Origin of the sequence: Streptomyces sp. NPDC020362, assembly GCF_040642095.1 — a bacterium.
In the GTDB taxonomy this organism is placed as follows: Bacteria; Actinomycetota; Actinomycetes; order Streptomycetales; family Streptomycetaceae; genus Streptomyces.
In genome coordinates this window covers 54,798-71,535 of the sequence record NZ_JBFAET010000018.1, presented here as the reverse complement: position 1 = coordinate 71,535, position 16,738 = coordinate 54,798, and the positions used below count along the sequence as shown (strand labels likewise).

The 16,738-nt window shown below is 71.3% G+C and carries 15 protein-coding genes, 1 tRNA gene and 1 pseudogene; 12 read left to right on the top strand and 5 right to left on the bottom strand.

What is annotated here, in order from left to right; genetic code table 11:
* The first annotated feature begins 46 nt into the window (after positions 1-46).
* The 4 genes and pseudogenes from AB0H32_RS10720 to AB0H32_RS10705 all read left to right on the top strand — a co-directional run.
* Positions 47-1,873, top strand: a complete 1,827-nt coding sequence (locus tag AB0H32_RS10720; protein ID WP_361117487.1) for an acyl-CoA dehydrogenase — start codon at positions 47-49, stop codon at positions 1,871-1,873.
* Between the two features lie 93 nt (positions 1,874-1,966).
* Entirely contained in the window at positions 1,967-3,289 is a 1,323-nt protein-coding gene (locus AB0H32_RS10715) for a M18 family aminopeptidase (RefSeq protein WP_361117484.1), read from the top strand.
* A 137-nt stretch (positions 3,290-3,426) separates the two neighbouring features.
* Positions 3,427-5,073, top strand: coding sequence for a hypothetical protein (locus AB0H32_RS10710; RefSeq protein WP_361117481.1), 1,647 nt, complete (start codon positions 3,427-3,429; stop codon positions 5,071-5,073).
* A gap of 26 nt (positions 5,074-5,099) precedes the next feature.
* Positions 5,100-5,243: pseudogene (locus tag AB0H32_RS10705) on the top strand (hypothetical protein); the annotation flags it as partial.
* A gap of 25 nt (positions 5,244-5,268) precedes the next feature.
* Here AB0H32_RS10705 and AB0H32_RS10700 read toward each other — a convergent pair.
* Together AB0H32_RS10700 and AB0H32_RS10695 are read right to left on the bottom strand one after the other, a co-directional pair.
* The gene (locus AB0H32_RS10700; RefSeq protein WP_361117477.1) at positions 5,269-7,089 is read right to left on the bottom strand and encodes an NHL domain-containing thioredoxin family protein; all 1,821 of its coding nucleotides are present in this window, start codon (positions 7,087-7,089) and stop codon (positions 5,269-5,271) included.
* A gap of 126 nt (positions 7,090-7,215) precedes the next feature.
* Positions 7,216-7,602 carry a cupin domain-containing protein gene (locus AB0H32_RS10695; RefSeq protein ID WP_361117474.1) on the bottom strand — a complete coding sequence of 129 codons (387 nt, stop codon included), beginning with the start codon at positions 7,600-7,602 and terminating at the stop codon, positions 7,216-7,218.
* Positions 7,603-7,653: 51 nt separating this feature from the next.
* Here AB0H32_RS10695 and AB0H32_RS10690 point away from each other — a divergent pair, with 51 nt between their 5' ends.
* Both AB0H32_RS10690 and AB0H32_RS10685 read left to right on the top strand, forming a co-directional pair.
* Positions 7,654-8,700, top strand: coding sequence for a helix-turn-helix domain-containing protein (locus tag AB0H32_RS10690; protein ID WP_361117471.1), 1,047 nt, complete (start codon positions 7,654-7,656; stop codon positions 8,698-8,700).
* Entirely contained in the window at positions 8,697-9,191 is a 495-nt protein-coding gene (locus AB0H32_RS10685) for an LURP-one-related family protein (protein ID WP_361117468.1), read from the top strand. The genes AB0H32_RS10690 and AB0H32_RS10685 overlap by 4 nt, the downstream gene beginning before the upstream one ends.
* Before the next feature lie 14 nt (positions 9,192-9,205).
* On the opposite strand, the gene AB0H32_RS10680 is transcribed toward AB0H32_RS10685, so the two are convergent.
* Entirely contained in the window at positions 9,206-10,024 is an 819-nt protein-coding gene (locus AB0H32_RS10680) for a carbon-nitrogen family hydrolase (protein WP_361117465.1), read from the bottom strand.
* A 182-nt stretch (positions 10,025-10,206) separates the two neighbouring features.
* Between AB0H32_RS10680 and AB0H32_RS10675 the strand changes: the two genes are divergently transcribed.
* Positions 10,207-11,031: a maleylpyruvate isomerase family mycothiol-dependent enzyme gene (locus AB0H32_RS10675; RefSeq protein WP_361117463.1), complete on the top strand. Its 825-nt coding sequence runs from the start codon at positions 10,207-10,209 to the stop codon at positions 11,029-11,031.
* Between the two features lie 59 nt (positions 11,032-11,090).
* Positions 11,091-11,870, top strand: coding sequence for a class I SAM-dependent methyltransferase (locus AB0H32_RS10670; protein ID WP_361117460.1), 780 nt, complete (start codon positions 11,091-11,093; stop codon positions 11,868-11,870).
* 168 nt (positions 11,871-12,038) lie between these two features.
* On the opposite strand, the gene AB0H32_RS10665 is transcribed toward AB0H32_RS10670, so the two are convergent.
* Positions 12,039-13,337 (bottom strand): MFS transporter, encoded by a 1,299-nt coding sequence (locus AB0H32_RS10665; RefSeq protein ID WP_361117457.1) that lies wholly within the window; start codon positions 13,335-13,337, stop codon positions 12,039-12,041.
* Complete coding sequence (locus AB0H32_RS10660) at positions 13,334-13,984, bottom strand: GntR family transcriptional regulator (protein WP_361117454.1); 651 nt, start codon at positions 13,982-13,984, stop codon at positions 13,334-13,336. The genes AB0H32_RS10665 and AB0H32_RS10660 overlap by 4 nt, the downstream gene beginning before the upstream one ends.
* 188 nt (positions 13,985-14,172) lie before the next feature.
* Between AB0H32_RS10660 and AB0H32_RS10655 the strand changes: the two genes are divergently transcribed.
* From AB0H32_RS10655 to AB0H32_RS10640, 4 genes are all read left to right on the top strand, one after another.
* The gene (locus tag AB0H32_RS10655; protein ID WP_361117451.1) at positions 14,173-15,078 is read left to right on the top strand and encodes a D-alanyl-D-alanine carboxypeptidase; all 906 of its coding nucleotides are present in this window, start codon (positions 14,173-14,175) and stop codon (positions 15,076-15,078) included.
* 217 nt (positions 15,079-15,295) lie between these two features.
* On the top strand, positions 15,296-15,643 hold the full coding sequence (locus tag AB0H32_RS10650) for a GntR family transcriptional regulator (RefSeq protein ID WP_361117448.1): 348 nt from the start codon (positions 15,296-15,298) through the stop codon (positions 15,641-15,643).
* A complete protein-coding gene (locus AB0H32_RS10645; RefSeq protein ID WP_361117445.1) occupies positions 15,640-16,620 on the top strand; it encodes a DUF1648 domain-containing protein in 981 nt (326 codons plus the stop codon). The genes AB0H32_RS10650 and AB0H32_RS10645 overlap by 4 nt, the downstream gene beginning before the upstream one ends.
* Before the next feature lie 45 nt (positions 16,621-16,665).
* Positions 16,666-16,737 (top strand) — tRNA-His (locus tag AB0H32_RS10640).
* Position 16,738 lies beyond the last annotated feature (1 nt).

The following is a 16,738-nucleotide window of genomic DNA, read 5'->3' as shown; positions in this document are numbered from 1 at the left end:
GATGCGAGGAGTCAGTGCCTCGCCGAGTCCTAACGGAGCCGTCACCATGGGGCACTACAAGTCCAATCTCCGCGACATCGAGTTCAACCTCTTCGAAGTGCTCGGCCGCGACAAGCTGTACGGCACCGGCCCGTTCGAGGAGATGGACACCGACACCGCCAAGAGCGTTCTCGAGGAGCTGACGCGCCTCGCGGAGAACGAGCTGGCCGAGTCCTTCGCGGACGCCGACCGCAACCCGCCGGTCTTCGACCCGGAGACGAACACCGCCCCGGTCCCGGCGTCCTTCAAGAAGAGCTACAAGGCCTTCATGGACTCCGAGTACTGGCGTCTGGGCCTGCCCGAGGAGATCGGCGGCACCACCGCCCCGCCGTCCCTGATCTGGGCGTACGCGGAGCTGATCCTCGGCTCGAACCCGGCCGTGTGGATGTACTCCTCCGGCCCGGCGTTCGCCCGCATCCTCTTCGAGGAGGGCACCGAGGAGCAGAAGAAGTGGGCGCAGATCGCGGTCGACCGGACCTGGGGCTCCACCATGGTCCTCACCGAGCCGGACGCCGGTTCCGACGTGGGCGCCGGCCGCACCAAGGCGATCCAGCAGGAGGACGGCTCCTGGCACATCGAGGGCGTGAAGCGCTTCATCACCTCCGGTGAGCACGACATGGAGGAGAACATCCTCCACTACGTGCTGGCGCGTCCCGAGGGTGCCGGCCCCGGCACCAAGGGCCTGTCCCTCTTCCTCGTCCCGAAGTACCTGTTCGACTTCGAGACCGGCGAGCTGGGCGAGCGCAACGGCGTCTACGCCACCAACGTCGAGCACAAGATGGGCCTGAAGGCCTCCAACACCTGCGAGATGACCTTCGGCGACCGCCACCCCGCCAAGGGCTGGCTGATCGGCGACAGGCACGACGGCATCCGCCAGATGTTCCGCATCATCGAGTTCGCCCGCATGATGGTCGGCACGAAGGCGATCTCCACGCTGTCGACGGGCTACCTGAACGCGCTGGAGTACGCCAAGGAGCGCGTCCAGGGCACGGACCTGGCGAACTTCATGGACAAGGCCGCGCCCAAGGTCACCGTCACCCACCACCCCGACGTGCGCCGCTCCCTGATGACGCAGAAGGCGTACGCGGAGGGCATGCGCGCCCTCGTCCTCTACACCGCCTCCGTCCAGGACACGATCATGCTCAAGGAGGCGGACGGCGAGGACGCCAAGGCCGAGCACGCGCTCAACGACCTGCTCCTGCCGATCGTCAAGGGCTACGGCTCCGAGAAGGGCTACGAGCAGCTCGCCCAGTCGCTGCAGACCTTCGGCGGCTCCGGCTTCCTGCAGGAGTACCCGATCGAGCAGTACATCCGTGACGCCAAGATCGACACCCTCTACGAGGGCACCACGGCGATCCAGGGCCAGGACTTCTTCTTCCGGAAGATCGTCCGCAACCAGGGCGCCGCGCTGAACGGCCTCGCCGAGGACATCAAGAAGTTCCTGGCGCTGGGCACCGGCGGCGAGGACCTGGCGGGCGCCCGCGAGCACCTGGCGAAGGCTGCCGTGGAGCTGGAGGCGATCGTCGGCCTGCTGCTGACCGACCTCGCGGCCACCGAGCAGGACGTCAAGAACATCTACAAGGTGGGCCTGAACACCACCCGCCTGCTGCTGGCCTCCGGTGACGTGATCGTCGGCTACCTGCTGCTCAAGGGTGCCGCCGTGGCCGCCGAGAAGCTGCAGACGGCCGTCTCCAAGGACGTGCCGTTCTACACCGGAAAGATAGCGGCGGCGAAGTTCTTCGCGGCCAACGTGCTGCCGGGCGTCACCCTGGCCCGCAAGATCTCGGAGAACGTCGACCTCGACCTGATGGAGCTGGACGAGGCCGCCTTCTAGGCCTTCGAAGGACCCGCTCCGCACCCACTGATCGCCTGCGTGGGCCCGCTCCCGTACCGGGGGCGGGCCCACGCACGTCGTTAAGGTAAGCCCATGAGCGCACCAGCCCGCTTCGACCGCGGCCACACCGACGACCTCATGTCCTTCCTGGCGGCGAGTCCGTCGCCGTACCACGCCGTGGCGAACACCGCCGAGCGGCTGGAGAAGGCGGGCTTCAGGAAGGTCGCGGAGACGGATGCCTGGGACACGGAGACATCAGCGGCTTCCGCCGCGGGGAGCGGCGGCAGGTACGTGCTGCGCGGCGGCGCGATCGTGGCCTGGTACGTCCCCGAGGGCGCCGCGGCCCACACCCCCTTCCGCATCGTCGGCGCGCACACCGACTCGCCGAACCTGCGCGTCAAGCCGCAGCCGGACACCGGGGCGCACGGCTGGCGCCAGGTGGCGGTGGAGATCTACGGCGGTCCGCTGCTGAACTCCTGGCTCGACCGGGACCTGGGCCTGGCCGGCCGGCTGACCCTGCGCGACGGCTCCTCGGTCCTCGTCGACGTGGACCGGCCGCTGCTGCGGGTGCCCCAGCTCGCCATCCATCTGGACCGTTCGGTGTCCTCGGAGGGCCTCAAGCTCGACAAGCAGCGCCATCTGCAGCCGGTGTGGGGACTCGGCGGTGCCCCGCGCGACGGCGACCTGATCGCTTTCCTGGAGGCGGAGGCGGATCTTGCGGCGGGCTCGGTGACCGGCTGGGACCTGATGACGCACCCGGTGGAGCCGCCCGCCTACCTCGGCCGGGACCGGGAGCTGCTCGCCGGGCCCCGGATGGACAACCTGTTGTCGGTGCACGCCGGCGCGGCCGCCCTGGCCGCCGCCGCGACGTCCGGCGCCCCGCTCACCCACATTCCCGTACTGGCCGCCTTCGACCACGAGGAGAACGGCTCGCAGTCGGACACCGGCGCGGACGGCCCGCTGCTCGGCACGGTGCTGGAGCGCTCGGTGTTCGCGCGCGGCGGGTCGTACGAGGACCGGGCCCGCGCCTTCGCCGGCACGGTCTGCCTGTCCTCCGACACGGGCCACGCCGTCCACCCCAACTACGCGGAGCGGCACGACCCGACGCACCACCCGCGCGTCAACGGCGGCCCGATCCTCAAGGTCAACGTCAACAACCGCTACGCCACGGACGGTTCGGGCCGCGCGGTGTTCGCCGCCGCCTGCGAGAAGGCGGGCGTGCCCTTCCAGTCCTTCGTCTCCAACAACTCCATGCCCTGCGGCACCACCATCGGCCCGATCACCGCGGCCCGGCACGGCATCCGGACCGTGGACATCGGCGTGGCGATCCTCTCGATGCACAGCGTGCGCGAGCTGTGCGGCGCCGACGACCCGTTCCTGCTGGCCAACGCACTGACGGCGTTCCTGGAGAGCTGAGTCCCGACGACCTTCCCCCCGCCCCGCAACCTCCGCGGAACCGTTATTTTTGAACCTGTTCAAACATGGTTGCCGCAGCGTACGATGCGCTTCACTCTTCAACGATCTGCGTATCGAGTCTCGTGGGGGGACTGCACGTGCGAAAAGGATCCCTGGCGCTCTCCTGCGCCTGCGTCGCGGCCGGCCTGCTGCTCGGCCCCGTACCGGCCGCGCACGCGGCTCTCGCGCCCGCGCTGAACGGGGTGGGCAGCGACGGCCTGCCCGCCAGCGGCCTGGTCACGGTCTACGCCTCCTCCGACAGCGCCATCACTTCGATCACGGCGCACCTGTACGCGCCGGGCTCGGCCGCCGACGCCCCCCAGGTCGCCGAGGTCAGCGACTTCACCCGCACCTCGGGCACCGACCAGCAGGGCGTCTGGCGGACCACCACCCCGCTGCGCATGGCCGACCTCGGCACCTACCGCGTCGTGGTCGACCTGAAGGACGCGGACGGCGACACGTCCTCGACCGAGGGCAGCAACGGCTACGCGTACTGGCTCCACGCCCATCTGACCGACTTCCAGGTCACGCCCGACAAACCGGACTTCGAGCACCAGGACGTGTCCGTCTCCGGGCGCTACACCGTCGAGGACCCGCGCACCGGCGCCACGAGCCCGGCGGACGGGCAGGTGATGCTCTCGACGGCCAACATGGGCGACTCCACCAAGGTCCCGCTCGACAGCGACGGCCGCTTCTCCTACTCGTACAGGCAGACCTATCAGTACGGCGGCTCGGTCAGCCCCTGGCTGTACCCGACCGGGACGGAGCCCTTCGCTCAGGACGCCGTCAACGTGGACGTGGACCCCGTGCAGTCCGAGACGCGGGTGACCCTCGACGCCACCGAACTCCAGGTCAAGCAGGGGCAGTCGGCGGCGATCTCCGGCAAGGCCGAGATCTGCATCGACGGCGTGTGGAAGCCCCTTCCCGGCGTCACCGTCACCGAGCTCTACTCCAGCGACACCGGCGCCGCCGCCTCCCGGCCGGTCACGGACGCCGCCGGCCGCTTCACCGGGCAGCTGGCCCTGCCGCACTCCGGCACGGTCGAGGTCCAGATCCTCGGCGGCACGTACCTGAAGACGAGCCAGGAGCAGAAGCTCAAGCTGTACGTCGCCCAGAAGACGTCGATCACCAACTTCACGGCCACGCTCGACAAGTACTCCCGGCTGACCGCCAAGGGCCTGCTGAACACCGGCAAGAGCATGCCGGCCGACCTCTACTACAACGTCGACCTGCAGTACTCGGCGGACGGAAAGACCGGCTGGAAGACCATGAAGACGGTCAAGCCCGGCGGCTTCGAGCCCGGGACCGGCGCGACCTTCAAGGGCACCTTCGCCACCTCGTACAAGGGCTACTACCGGGCCCGCTTCGCCGGCGACGGCGGCCGCAACTGGCAGGCGTCATACAGCCCGGCCGTCCACGTCCAGCGCACCCCGACCCGGATCACCGACGGCAACGCCTCGCCGGAGCCGGTCGCCAAGGGCCGCACGATCACCTACAAGGGCAAGCTCCAGCACTACACCTCGGGCGCCTGGAAGGCGTACGCCGCCCAGAAGGTGAAGATCCTCTTCCGTCCCAAGGGCTCCAGCAGCTGGTACGACATGGGCAACGCCACCACGCGCTCCGACGGCACGTTCAGCAAGGGCTCCACGGCGTCGAAGGACGGCACGTGGGTCGCGGAGCTGCTGTACCCGAACAGCACCCACCTGGTGAGTTCCGGACGCGAGGACTACGTCGACGTGCGCTGATCCCCCGTCACGGCGCGCCCGCCCTGATGGCCGTCGGCCTCATCGGCACCGCGACGTTCAGCGGCATCGCACGGCGCCGCCGGATCGTGGTGCCGTCGACCCCGGTGGTCGAGGAGGAACGCCGCCACCATCACCACGGCAACGGCTGCACCGACGGCTACGGCGCCTGACGCTCCCCGGTCACCGGCTCCCCGGTCACTGCTCGTCCATCCCGGCCAGCACCAGCGGCAGCCGGTCCGTGCCGCCCTCGGCGAGGCGGACCGGGACACCCCAGTCCTGCTGGTGGACGTGACAGGCCGGATACTCTGCCGGGTCGTCGTCGCAGGAGGCCGCCATCGCGGAGACGTGCAGGACTCCCTGTGCGACCGCCGGGTTCAGCTCCAGCTCACGGGACAGGTCGCTGTCCGCGCCCTCGCCCTTGAGCAGCAGCTCGGGAGGGGTCGAGGAGACCAGCAGACGGGTCGAGGGGCCGTACCGGGTGTCCAGCTTCTGGCCTGCGGGGGCCTGGAAGATCACGTCCAGCAGGAGCCGGCCCGGGGCGACCTCGGTCGCCGCCCGCCGGGTGCGGTGGGCGACCGCTTCCACGCGGACCGCCTCCTCGGGCAGCCGCAGCCGGGTCAGGCGGTGCCGGGCCGACTCCACGACCACGATGTCCTCGCCGACGAGGACCGCGTCGCTGGGCTCGCGCAGATCGGTGGCGAGGGTGCTGACCTCGCCGGTGGCGGGGTCGTAGCGGCGCAGGGCGTGGTTGTAGGTGTCGGCGACGGCGACCGAGCCGTCGGGCAGCGCGGTGACGCCCAGCGGGTGCTGGAACAGGGCCTGGCCGGCGGCGCCGTCCCGGTGGCCGAAGTCGAACAGGCCCGTGCCGACGGCGGTGTGGACGTGTCCGTCCCGGTCCACCCAGCGCAGCGCCGAGGTCTCGGAGTCGGCGAGCCAGAGCCGGTCCGCGGTGGCCGCGAGCCCGGAGGGCTGCGCGAACCAGGCCTCCGCGCCGGGACCGTCCACCAGGCCCTCGTTGGTGGTGCCCGCCGCCACGGCCACGGTCTGCGTGGCGGGGTCGTAGGTCCACAGCTGGTGGACACCGGCCATCGCGATCCACACCCTGCCGCCGAAGACGGCCACGTCCCACGGGGAGGAGAGGTCCACCTCGCGGGCCGGACCGGAGGTCGCGGACCCCTGCCACCACTGCCGGCCGGTGCCGGCCAGGGTGGTCACCGCGCCGGTGGCGAGGTCCAGGCGGCGCAGGGCGTGGTTGACGGTGTCGGCGACGATCACCGCCGTACCGTCCCCGGACAGCGCGAGGCCCTGCGGCTCGCTGAAGGAAGCCTCCTCGGGGCCGCCGTCCGCGAACCCGCGCGCGCCGCTGCCGATCCGCCGTACCACCGTCTCGGCGTCCTCGGCCAGCTCCACCAACTGGTGCCGGGTGGTGTCGCTGACAAGGAAGGTCCCGCCGGGCAGCAGAAGCGCCTTGCCGGGGAAGCGCAGCACCGTCGGCTCGGGCTCCGTCGGCACGTACGGACCGTCGCCGCGGCGCAGGGTGCCCTTCGCCCCGTGCTCGGCCTCCAGCTCCTCGACCAGCCGCTCGATGGCGTGCACATGGCCCTCACCGGCGTGCTGGGCGACCACGTACCCCTCGGGGTCGACGACGACGAGGGTCGGCCAGGCCCGGACCGCGTACTGCTTCCAGGTGGCCAGCTCCGGGTCGTCCAGCACGGGGTGTTCTACGCCGTAGCGCTCTACGGCGTCCACGACCGCCCCGTGGTCGGCCTCGTGCACGAACTTCGGCGAGTGCACGCCGATGACCACCACCGTGTCCCGGTGCCTCTCCTCCAGCTCCCGCAGCTCGTCGAGGACGTGCAGGCAGTTCACACAGCAAAATGTCCAGAAATCAACAATTACGATGCGTCCCCGAAGCTCAGCCAGACTCAGCTTCTTGTCACCTGTGTTGACCCAACCGCCCCTGCCGATCAGCTCGGGGGCGCGGACACGGGCACGTCGGGGTGCGGAGTCGGTCATGATCCCAAGAGTGCCACCCGACACGGGCAACCGACCGGGCGCCCGCCCTCAAACCCTTCGGCCCTGCCCTTCGGCCCTGCCCTTCGGCCCTGCCGCACAGCCCTCGGTTCTGCCCGACACTCCCGGTCAGATGAGGGCGTGACCCGTCGTCGCATCCACGTGGGCAGGGACCTCGTCGTGCCGGTCGCCCACCGAGAGGGTGCCGGTGGGCTCGATGACCAGGATCTGGGCGGGCACGGGCGCGTACGGCTTGTGTTCGGTACCGCGCGGGACGGTGAACACCGAGCCCTTGGGCAGGACGACCGTACGCTCGCCGGCCGGCTCCCTGAGGGCGATGTGCAGTTCGCCGCCGAGGACCAGGAAGAACTCGTCGGTGTGGTCGTGCACGTGCCAGACGTGCGCGCCCTCGACCTTCGCCACGCGTACGTCGTATTCGTTGACGGTGGTGACGATGCGGGGGCTCCACTGCTCGGTGAAGGAGGCGAGGGCCGCCTCCAGGGAGATCGGTTCCATGCCTTCATCGTCGAGGGCGCCGGACCGGCCGACGAGTGCTAGAAATCGCACATGACGCAAGGATCCTCTCACCGTGTCGTTCTGGTCGTCGACGAGAACTCCAACCCCTTCGAGATGAGCTGCGCCATCGAGATCTTCGGGCTGCGGCGGCCCGAGCTGGGGCAGGACCTGTACGACTTCAGGCTGTGCGCGGCCGAGCCGGAGACCCGAATGCGGGACGGCTTTTTCACGCTCGGCGGGGTCGCCGCACTGGAGGCCGCCGACGAGGCCGACACCTTGATCGTGCCGAACCGGCCCGACACCGAGGTCCCGCGCGCGGAACGCATCCTGGACGCCGTACGCCGGGCGCACGCGCGTGGCGCCCGGCTGGTCGGCTTCTGCTCCGGCGCGTTCACCATCGCGGAGGCGGGGCTGCTGGACGGGCGCCGGGCGGCCTGCCACTGGATGTGGGCCGAGGCCTTCAAGGCCCGCTTCCCCGGGGTGCGCCTGGAACCGGACGTGCTCTTCGTGGACGACGGCGACATCCTCACCGCCTCCGGCAGCGCCTCGGCGCTCGACCTCGGTCTGCATCTCGTACGGCGGGACCACGGCGCCGAGATCGCCAACCATGTCTCCCGGCGTCTCGTCTTCGCCGCCCACCGCGACGGCGGCCAACGGCAGTTCGTGGACCGTCCTCTCCCCACGGTCCCCGACGAGTCGCTCGGCCCGCTGCTGGCCTGGGCGCAGGAGCGGCTGGGCGAGCCGCTGACCGTGGCGGACCTGGCCGCCCGCGCGGCCGTCTCCCCCGCCACCCTCCATCGCCGCTTCCGTGCCCAGCTGGGCACGACTCCGCTGGCCTGGCTCACCGGGGAGCGGGTCACGCTCGCCTGCCGGCTGATCGAGCGGGGGGAGGAGCGCCTGGACGTCGTGGCGGCGCGCAGCGGCCTGGGTACGGCCGCCAACCTGCGGGCCCGGCTGCGGCGCGCGACGGGGCTGAGCCCGTCGGACTACCGGAAGCGCTTCGGGCCCGTGTCCGCCCCGTCCTCGGGTCCGGATTCCGGGTCCGTTCCCTCCGGCTCCGTGATGATGTCGCCGGGCCGGGTAACGGTAAGCGCATGAGACTCCTCGTACGCGACCGGCTCCTCGGCATCGGTGACGACTACTGGATCGAGGACGAGCACGGCCGGAAGGTGTTCCTCGTCGACGGCAAGGCCATGCGGCTGCGGGACACCTTCGAGCTGAAGGACGCCCATGGCCGCGTCCTGATCGACATCCACCAGAAGATGTTCGCGCTGCGCGACACGATGGTGGTCGAGCGGGACGGCGAAGGCCTGGCGACCATCAAGCGCAAACGGCTGTCCCTGCTGCGCCACCACTACCGGGTGGCCCTGGTCGACGGCACCGAACTGGACGTCAGCGGCAAGATCCTCGACCACGAGTTCGCCATCGAGTACGACGGCGAACTCCTCGCGGTGATCTCCCGCCGCTGGCTGCACCTGAGGGACACGTACGGCGTCGACATCGTGCGCGACGACGCGGACCCGGCGCTGCTGATCGCGGTGGCGGTGTGCGTGATCCACCTGGCGCAGAAGGAGCGGGAGGAGGACTAGGGCCCGGGAGTCGTTCAGCGGCGCGGCGGCTCCAGGCCCAGCATCCGGTCCTTCAGGGCCGGGAACTGTTCGCGGGTGGCCGCCACCTTCGCCGGGTCGAAGTCGACCGTGAGGACCTCCTCGCCGGCGCCCGCCTCCGCGAGCACCTCGCCCCACGGATCCACCACGATCGAGTGACCCGCCTGCGGAACTCCGGCATGCGTCCCGGCCGTTCCACAGGCAAGCACGAACGCCTGGTTCTCCACCGCCCGCGCCTGAGCCAGCAGCGTCCAGTGCGCACGCCGCCGCTCGGGCCAGCCCGCCGGGATCACCAGGGTCTCGGCGCCGGCGTCGACGAGCCCGCGGAAGAGTTCGGGGAAACGGAGGTCGTAGCAGGTGGCCATGCCGAGGGTGGTCCCGGGCAGCCGGACCGTCACCAGGTCCCGCCCGGCGCCCATCAGCACGGCCTCGCCCTGGTCGAAGCCGAAGCGATGGATCTTCCGGTAGGCCGCGGCCAGCTCACCGGAGGGGGAGAAGAGGAGGGAGGTGTTGTAGAGGACGCCGTCACCCGCGGCGGAACCGCTCTCGGACGCGGCGCGTTCCGGGACGGAGCCGGCGTGCAGCCAGACGCCCGCCTCGCTCGCCGCCTTGGCCATCGCCTCGTACGTCGGGCCTTCGAGCGGCTCGGCCTGAGGCCCGAACGCCTCGTAGGCGAAGGCTCCTGTGGTCCACAGCTCGGGCAGGACCACGAGGTCGGCGCCGGCCTGTTCACGGACCAGAGCGGCCACCCGCTGCCGTCGGGAGGCAACCGATTCGCCCTCGTCTACGGCGATCTGGATCAGGGAAGCGCGCACACTACCACCGTCCTGGCATTCGAGTCGTCCACACGGGCCTACGATCGTCACACGAAAGCACTGCCGGGGTGCCTCGGAGCAGCGTAACTTAGCGACCCAAGACACCCGCCGAGTGCAGCCACCTCCCGCTGGCAAAGCCGCCACCACCTGCCCGTGTACCGACCGCCGAGGGGTCCCGTTCCGTGAGTCTGCATCCCACCCTCCAGCCCTACGCCGACGCCTGGACCCATTCCATCGATGCGATATCCGAGTTGGTGGGCACGCTCGCGGAGGGCGAGTGGAACCGGCGGACGCCATGCCCGGGCTGGTCGGTCCGTGACATCGTCTCGCACGTCATCGGCCTGGACTGCGAGATGCTCGGCGACCCGCGCCCCATCCACACGCTGCCCCGCGACCTCTTCCACGTCACCAACGAGCACCAGCGCTACATGGAGATGCAGGTCGACGTCCGCCGCCACCACACGGCGCCGGAGATGACGGCCGAGCTGGAGTACACGGTCATCCGGCGCAACCGCCAGCTGCGCAACGAGGCCCGCGAGCCCGGCACCCTGGTGCGCGGCATGATGGGCCGGGAGGTCACCCTCGAACAGTCGATGCGGATCCGGGCCTTCGACGTGTGGGTGCACGAGCAGGACCTGCGCACGGCCCTCGGCCGCCCCGGCAACCTCGACTCGCCGGGCGCGCACATCGCCCGCGACGTCCTCCTGGAGGGCCTGCCCAAGGTCGTCGCCAAGGACGCGGACGCCCCGCGCAGTTCCGCCGTCGTCTTCGACGTGCACGGCCCCATCGAGTTCCTGCGCACCATCCGCGTGGACATCCAGGGCCGAGGCAGCCTGGAGACCGCCCCCGCCCTGGGCCCCGCCGCCACTCTCACCCTCGACTGGGAGACCTACGTCCGCATGGCCTGCGGCCGGGTCACCCCGGAGGCGGTGGCGGACCGCATCAAGACGGAGGGCGACCCGGACCTGACGGCGGCGATCCTGCGCAACTTCACGGTGACGCCCTAGGCCCGTGGGCGTCGGATAATCGGTGTCGCCGGTCCCGTCCCGCAACTAGCCTGCGCGCCATGACCGATGCCACGGCGACTGCGCACACAGACGACCTTCCGCCCCGCCTCACCCGGCTCGTCTTCCACGGCCCCCTCTCCGAGGCCCGCGCGGCCGCGATGGTCCGGCGCCTGGCGGCGGCGCGCCCCGGCAGCGTGCTGGACATCGGCTGCGGCTGGGGCGAGCTGATGCTCCGCGTGCTGGACGCCGTACCGCAGGCGCACGGAGTCGGTGTCGACGTCAGCGGTGCGGACCTGGCCCGGGGCCGGCGAAACGCCGGGGCGCGCGGGCTCGCGGACCGTGTGGAGTTCGCCGAGGAGTCCGCCGCGGGCACCCGGCGCGGCCCGGCGGACCTCGTGCTCTGCCTGGGTGCGACCCAGGCGCTGAGCAAGGCCGAGCCGCCCACGCGGGAGGCACTGCACGAGCTGCGACGGCTGGTGACCGACGGGGGGCGTGTCCTGCTGGGCGAGGGTTTCTGGGAGCGCACGCCCACCGAGCCCGAGCTTGCCCGCATGTGGCCGGATGCCTCCGTCGCCGACCAGTACGACCTCGACACCCTCCTCGACCTGGCCGTCGAGGCCGGCTTCCGCCCGGAGTGGACGGAGACCGCGAGCCGCGAGGAGTGGGAGGAGTTCGAGTCGGCGTACCAGGCGGACACGGAGGTGTGGCTGGCCCGGCACCCCGGGCATCCCCGGGCCGCCGACACCCGCGAGCGCCTCGACCGCCACCGCCGCCAGTGGATGGCCTACCGGGGAATCCTCGGCCTCGCCTACCTCACCCTCGTACCGGTGTCCGCCTGAACCCCCTGGAAAGCCACGGAAAGCCACGGAAAGCCGCCGGCGGAGCCGCAGGGAGAGCCGCGACCGAGGAGCTGGAGCGACGGCCGCCGGGGGCGGGAAGCCCCGCAGGTTGCCGAGCCTCTCGGCCGCCCGGGGAACGGGTGGTGCGCGGGTGGGAGAGGCAACGGCTCACGCCGCAGGCACGTGCACCGTCTCCACCCGGCTCGCCACCAGCCGCTCCCGCTCCCGCCGAGCCGCCCGCCCCCGCAGCCGCAGAACCTGGCTCACCCCGACCGCCTGCAGGACGAACACCGCCGAGAAGGCCACCGTGTAGTCGTCACCGGTGGCGTCCAGCAGGACCCCGATCGCGAACAGCGTCGTCATGGAGGCGATGAAGCCACCCATGTTGGTGATACCGGACGCGGTGCCCTGTCGCTCGGGCGGGTTGGCCGGGCGGGCGAAGTCGAAGCCGAGCATCGAGGCCGGACCGCACGCGCCGAGAACCGTGCAGAGGGCCACCAGCAGACCCATGGGAGCGTGCTCGCCGGGCCAGGCGAGGGTGAGCGCCCACAGGGACGCCGTCGCGGCGACCGTGCCCAGCGCCAGCGGCAGCCGCGCCGCGTGGTGCCGGGCGACGATCTGGCCGTAGACCAGGCCGATCACCATGTTGGACAGGACGACGAGGGTCAGCAGTTCACCGGCCGTGGCGCGGGACAGCCCCTGCGCCTGGACCAGGAACGGCAGCCCCCACAGCAGCAGGAACACCATCGCCGGGAACTGGGTCGTGAAGTGCACCCACAGGCCCAGCCGGGTCCCGGGCTCCCGCCATGCCGCCGCGATCTGCCGCCGGACGTAGGCCGCACCCTGGTGCGGGAACGGCTCGGGCTCGTGCCCTGCGGGGTGGTCCTTCAGGAACAGCAGCGTCAGCACGAGGACGACCGCACCGGCCAGCGCGCTGCCCGCGAACGCCGGGGTCCAGCCGACGCCGTGCAGCAGCCGGGCGAGGACCAGGGTGGAGACCAGGTTGCCCGCCATGCCGACCAGGCCCGCGAGCTGTGCGACCAGCGGCCCGCGCCGGGCCGGGAACCAGCGCGTGCCGAGGCGCAGCACGCTGATGAAGGTCATCGCGTCGCCGCACCCGAGCAGCGCGCGCGAGGCGAGCGCCGTGCCGTAGGAGGGCGAGAAGGCGAAGCCGAGCTGGCCCGCCGTGAACAGCACCGCTCCGATGCTCAGCACCTTCTTGGTGCCGAGCCGGTCCACCAGCAGGCCGACGGGTATCTGCATGCCCGCGTAGACCAGCAGCTGGAGTATCGAGAAGGTCGACAGGGCGGAGGCGCCCACGTGGAAGCGGTCGGCCGCGTCCAGGCCGGCCACGCCCAGGGACGTACGGAAGATGACGGCGACGAAGTAGACCGAGACGCCGATGGACCACACCGCGACGGCGCGGCGGCCGCCCGGAGCGTCACCCGGCAGGGTGGCGTTGTTCATCGGACCTCACCCCGCGCGAGGTGCGAGAACCAGCTCACGTGCCGGTGCACGATCCCCACGGCCGCCTCCCCGTCCCCGGCACGCAGGGCCTGGAGGATCTCCTCGTGCTCGGCGAGCGTCTTGGCGATCCGGTCGGGGTGCGAGTGCATGACGGCGACGCCCATCCGCAGCTGACGGTCGCGCAACTGGTCGTAGAGCCGGGACAGGATCTCGTTGCCGCCGCTGCGCACGATCTCGGCGTGGAAGCAGCGGTCGGTCGTCGCGGCGCCGGCCAGGTCACCGGCCGCGGCCTGCGCCTTCTGCTGCTCCAGCAGCTCGGCCAGCCGCTCCAGGAGGGCCGGCGGGGCCGGTACGGCCTTGCGGGCCGCGTGCTCCTCCACCAGCAGCCGGGTCTCCACCACGTCGGCGATCTCCTGCGCGGAGACCGGCAGGACCAGGGCCCCCTTCTTGGGGTAGAGCCGGATCAGGCCCTCCGCCTCCAGCCTGAGCAGCGCCTCCCGGACGGGTGTGCGCGAGACCCCTACGGCCTCGGCCAGTTCGCCCTCGGTGAGCAGGGTCCCGCCCTCGTAGCGGCGGTCCAGGACGCCCTGTTTGACGTGGGCGTAGACGCGGTCGGCGGCGGGGAGCTGCTTGGTGGGCGTGGCCATGCCCACAGGATAGATACAACACGTACGCATGAGAGAGCCCGGTCCACCATGCGGACGCGACTCAGGTCTCCCGCAGCAGCCGCACAACCTTCTGTGCTAGTTACGTGTCACACACGTGCGGCCCCACTCCCTTGCCACCTCAACTCGGCCGCACCATAGGGGCATTCAACATAATCGGGGTAACTCACTTGATTACCGGCATTAAGGGCACCCGCCGCATCCGCAGAGCAAGCGCCGTCGCCCTCACCTCCGGCGCGCTGGTCGCCGCCGGGGCCCTCACCGCGGCTCCCGCACAGGCCGTCACCACGCCCTCGATCATTGCCAAGGGCGGCTACTTGATGAACAACGCGAACAGCTCGACGTTGTACACCAAGCAGGCGGACACGCAGCTGTCCACCGGCTCCACCACCAAGATCATGACCGCCAAGGTCGTGCTCGCCCAGTCGAACCTCAACCTCGACGCCAAGGTGACGATCCAGAAGGAGTACAGCGACTACGTCGTCAGGAACAACGCCTCCCAGGCGCACCTGATCGTCGGCGACAAGGTCACCGTCCGCCAGCTGCTGTACGGCCTGATGCTCCCGTCCGGCTGCGACGCCGCGTACGCGCTCGCCGACAAGTACGGCTCCGGCACCACGCGGGCCGCCCGCGTGAAGTCCTTCATCGGCAAGATGAACGCCGCGGCCTCGAGCCTGGGTCTGAAGAACACCCACTTCGACTCGTTCGACGGCATCGGCAACGGCGACAACTACTCGACGCCGCGCGACCTGACGAAGATCGCCAGCAGCGCCATGAAGAACTCCACGTTCCGCACGGTCGTCAAGACGAAGTCGTACACCGCGAAGACGATCACCAAGACGGGCAGCACGCGGACGATGAACCCGTGGACCAACACCAACGGGCTCCTCAGCAGCTACAGCGGCACCATCGGTGTGAAGACCGGCTCCGGCCCGGAGGCCAAGTACTGCCTGGTCTTCGCCGCGACCCGGGGCGGCAAGACGGTCATCGGCACCGTCCTCGCCTCCACCTCCATCCCGAACCGTGAGGCGGACGCGAAGAAGCTCATGAACTACGGCTTCGCCAAGCTCGGCTGACAGCCACCCGGCAGAACCGAAAGGGGCCCGTCGCGATGCGCGGCGGGCCCCTTTGTGCTGTGCCCGCGACCCCGATGCGCTGCGCCCCCGACCCCGATGCACTGCACCGCCGACCCCGATGTCCTGCGGCCCCGATCCCGATGCACTGCACCGCCGGCCCCGATGCACCACGCCCCCGATTCCGAATGAAACGCATGGTGCTATCTTCAGTAGCACCATGCTGCTGCGTCTGGACACGACCGACACCCGCCCCCTGCACGAGCAGGTGGCCGCCGCCGTCCGGCGTGCCGTCGCCGAGGGAGAGTGCCGGCCCGGCGACCGCCTGCCGTCGGCCCGCGACCTCTCCGAGGCCCTGGACATCAACGTCAACACCGTCCTGCGCGGGCTGCGTTCGCTCCGGGACGAGGGCCTGCTGGAGTTCCGCAGGGGACGGGGGGTGACCGTGGCCGAGGGCGCCGACCAACGCTCGGGGCTGCGGATCCGCGTGCATGAACTGGTGGCCGAGGCAGCCCGCCTGGGCTACGGCAGGAACGATCTCATCGAGATGATCAGGGGGACGTCGTGAAGGGTGCGCAGCGCTGGGCGAGCGCGGTCTGGGCGGCGGGCGTCGCCGCGGTGATCGCGGCCCTGCCCTGGGCCGCGAGCGGGCGGCTGCCCGACCGTCTGGCGACCCACTGGAGCGGTACGGGCGGCCGCACGCCCGACGGCTCGATGCCACTGTGGGCCGCATCCGCCTTCCCCACGCTGATCTGGCTGGTCCTGGCCCTGGTGACGACCGTGCTGCGACGGCGGGCGGGGGCGAGGAGCCGTGCGGCCACCCGTCCGGTGACCGCGGTCACGCTGCTGTCGGGCGGTGTGCTCATCGCGGGTGCCCAGGCCGCCGTGATCCGGGCCAACCTCGACCGCACGGACTGGCACGAGGCACGGCTGCCGGCGGTCTGGACCGGGGCGCTGCTGGCGGCCGGCGCGGCCGTCGGCGTCGGCGCCTGGCTGCTGACCACGCGCGGCCCGGCGCCCTCCCCGAATCCGGCCCAGACCCCGCCCCTGGAGATCCCCGACGGCCAGCACCTGGCCTGGTTCTCCCGCACCGCGAACCCCTGGCTGCACGGAACGGCGCTGCTCACCGGGCTCGCCGCGGCGGCCTCCGGCGCGGCCCTCGCGGCCGGGCTCGCCGCCACCGGCCCCTTCTTCCCGGTGTTCGCCGGCGCGGGCTTGGCCTCCCTCTCGCTGGCCGTCTTCGCCTCGGTCCGGGTCCGGGTCTCCGAGCGTGGCCTGGAGGTGGTGCTCGGCCCGCTCGGGTGGCCGCGGCGGCGCTGGGCTGCGGCCGACATCGAGTCGGCCCGCGTCGAGCACCGCACACCGGCGCAGGTCGGCGGCTGGGGGTACCGCCTCAGCGGCCTCGGTACGACGGTGATGCTGCGCGCCGGCGAGTGTCTGGTCGTACGGCTGCGGGGCAGGCGCACGGAGTTCGCGGTGAGCGTGGACGACGCCGAGCGGGGAGCCGCGCTCCTCAACGCGCTGAGGACGCCCCAGCCCCACTGATACCCGGTTGTACGGCCGCCCGCACTGCGTCTACCGTCGCCCCATCGGCGTGTAGCTCAGCAGTAGAGCACCGGGCTGTGGTCCCGGAGGGCGCGGGGGCGGAACCTGCCACGTCGGC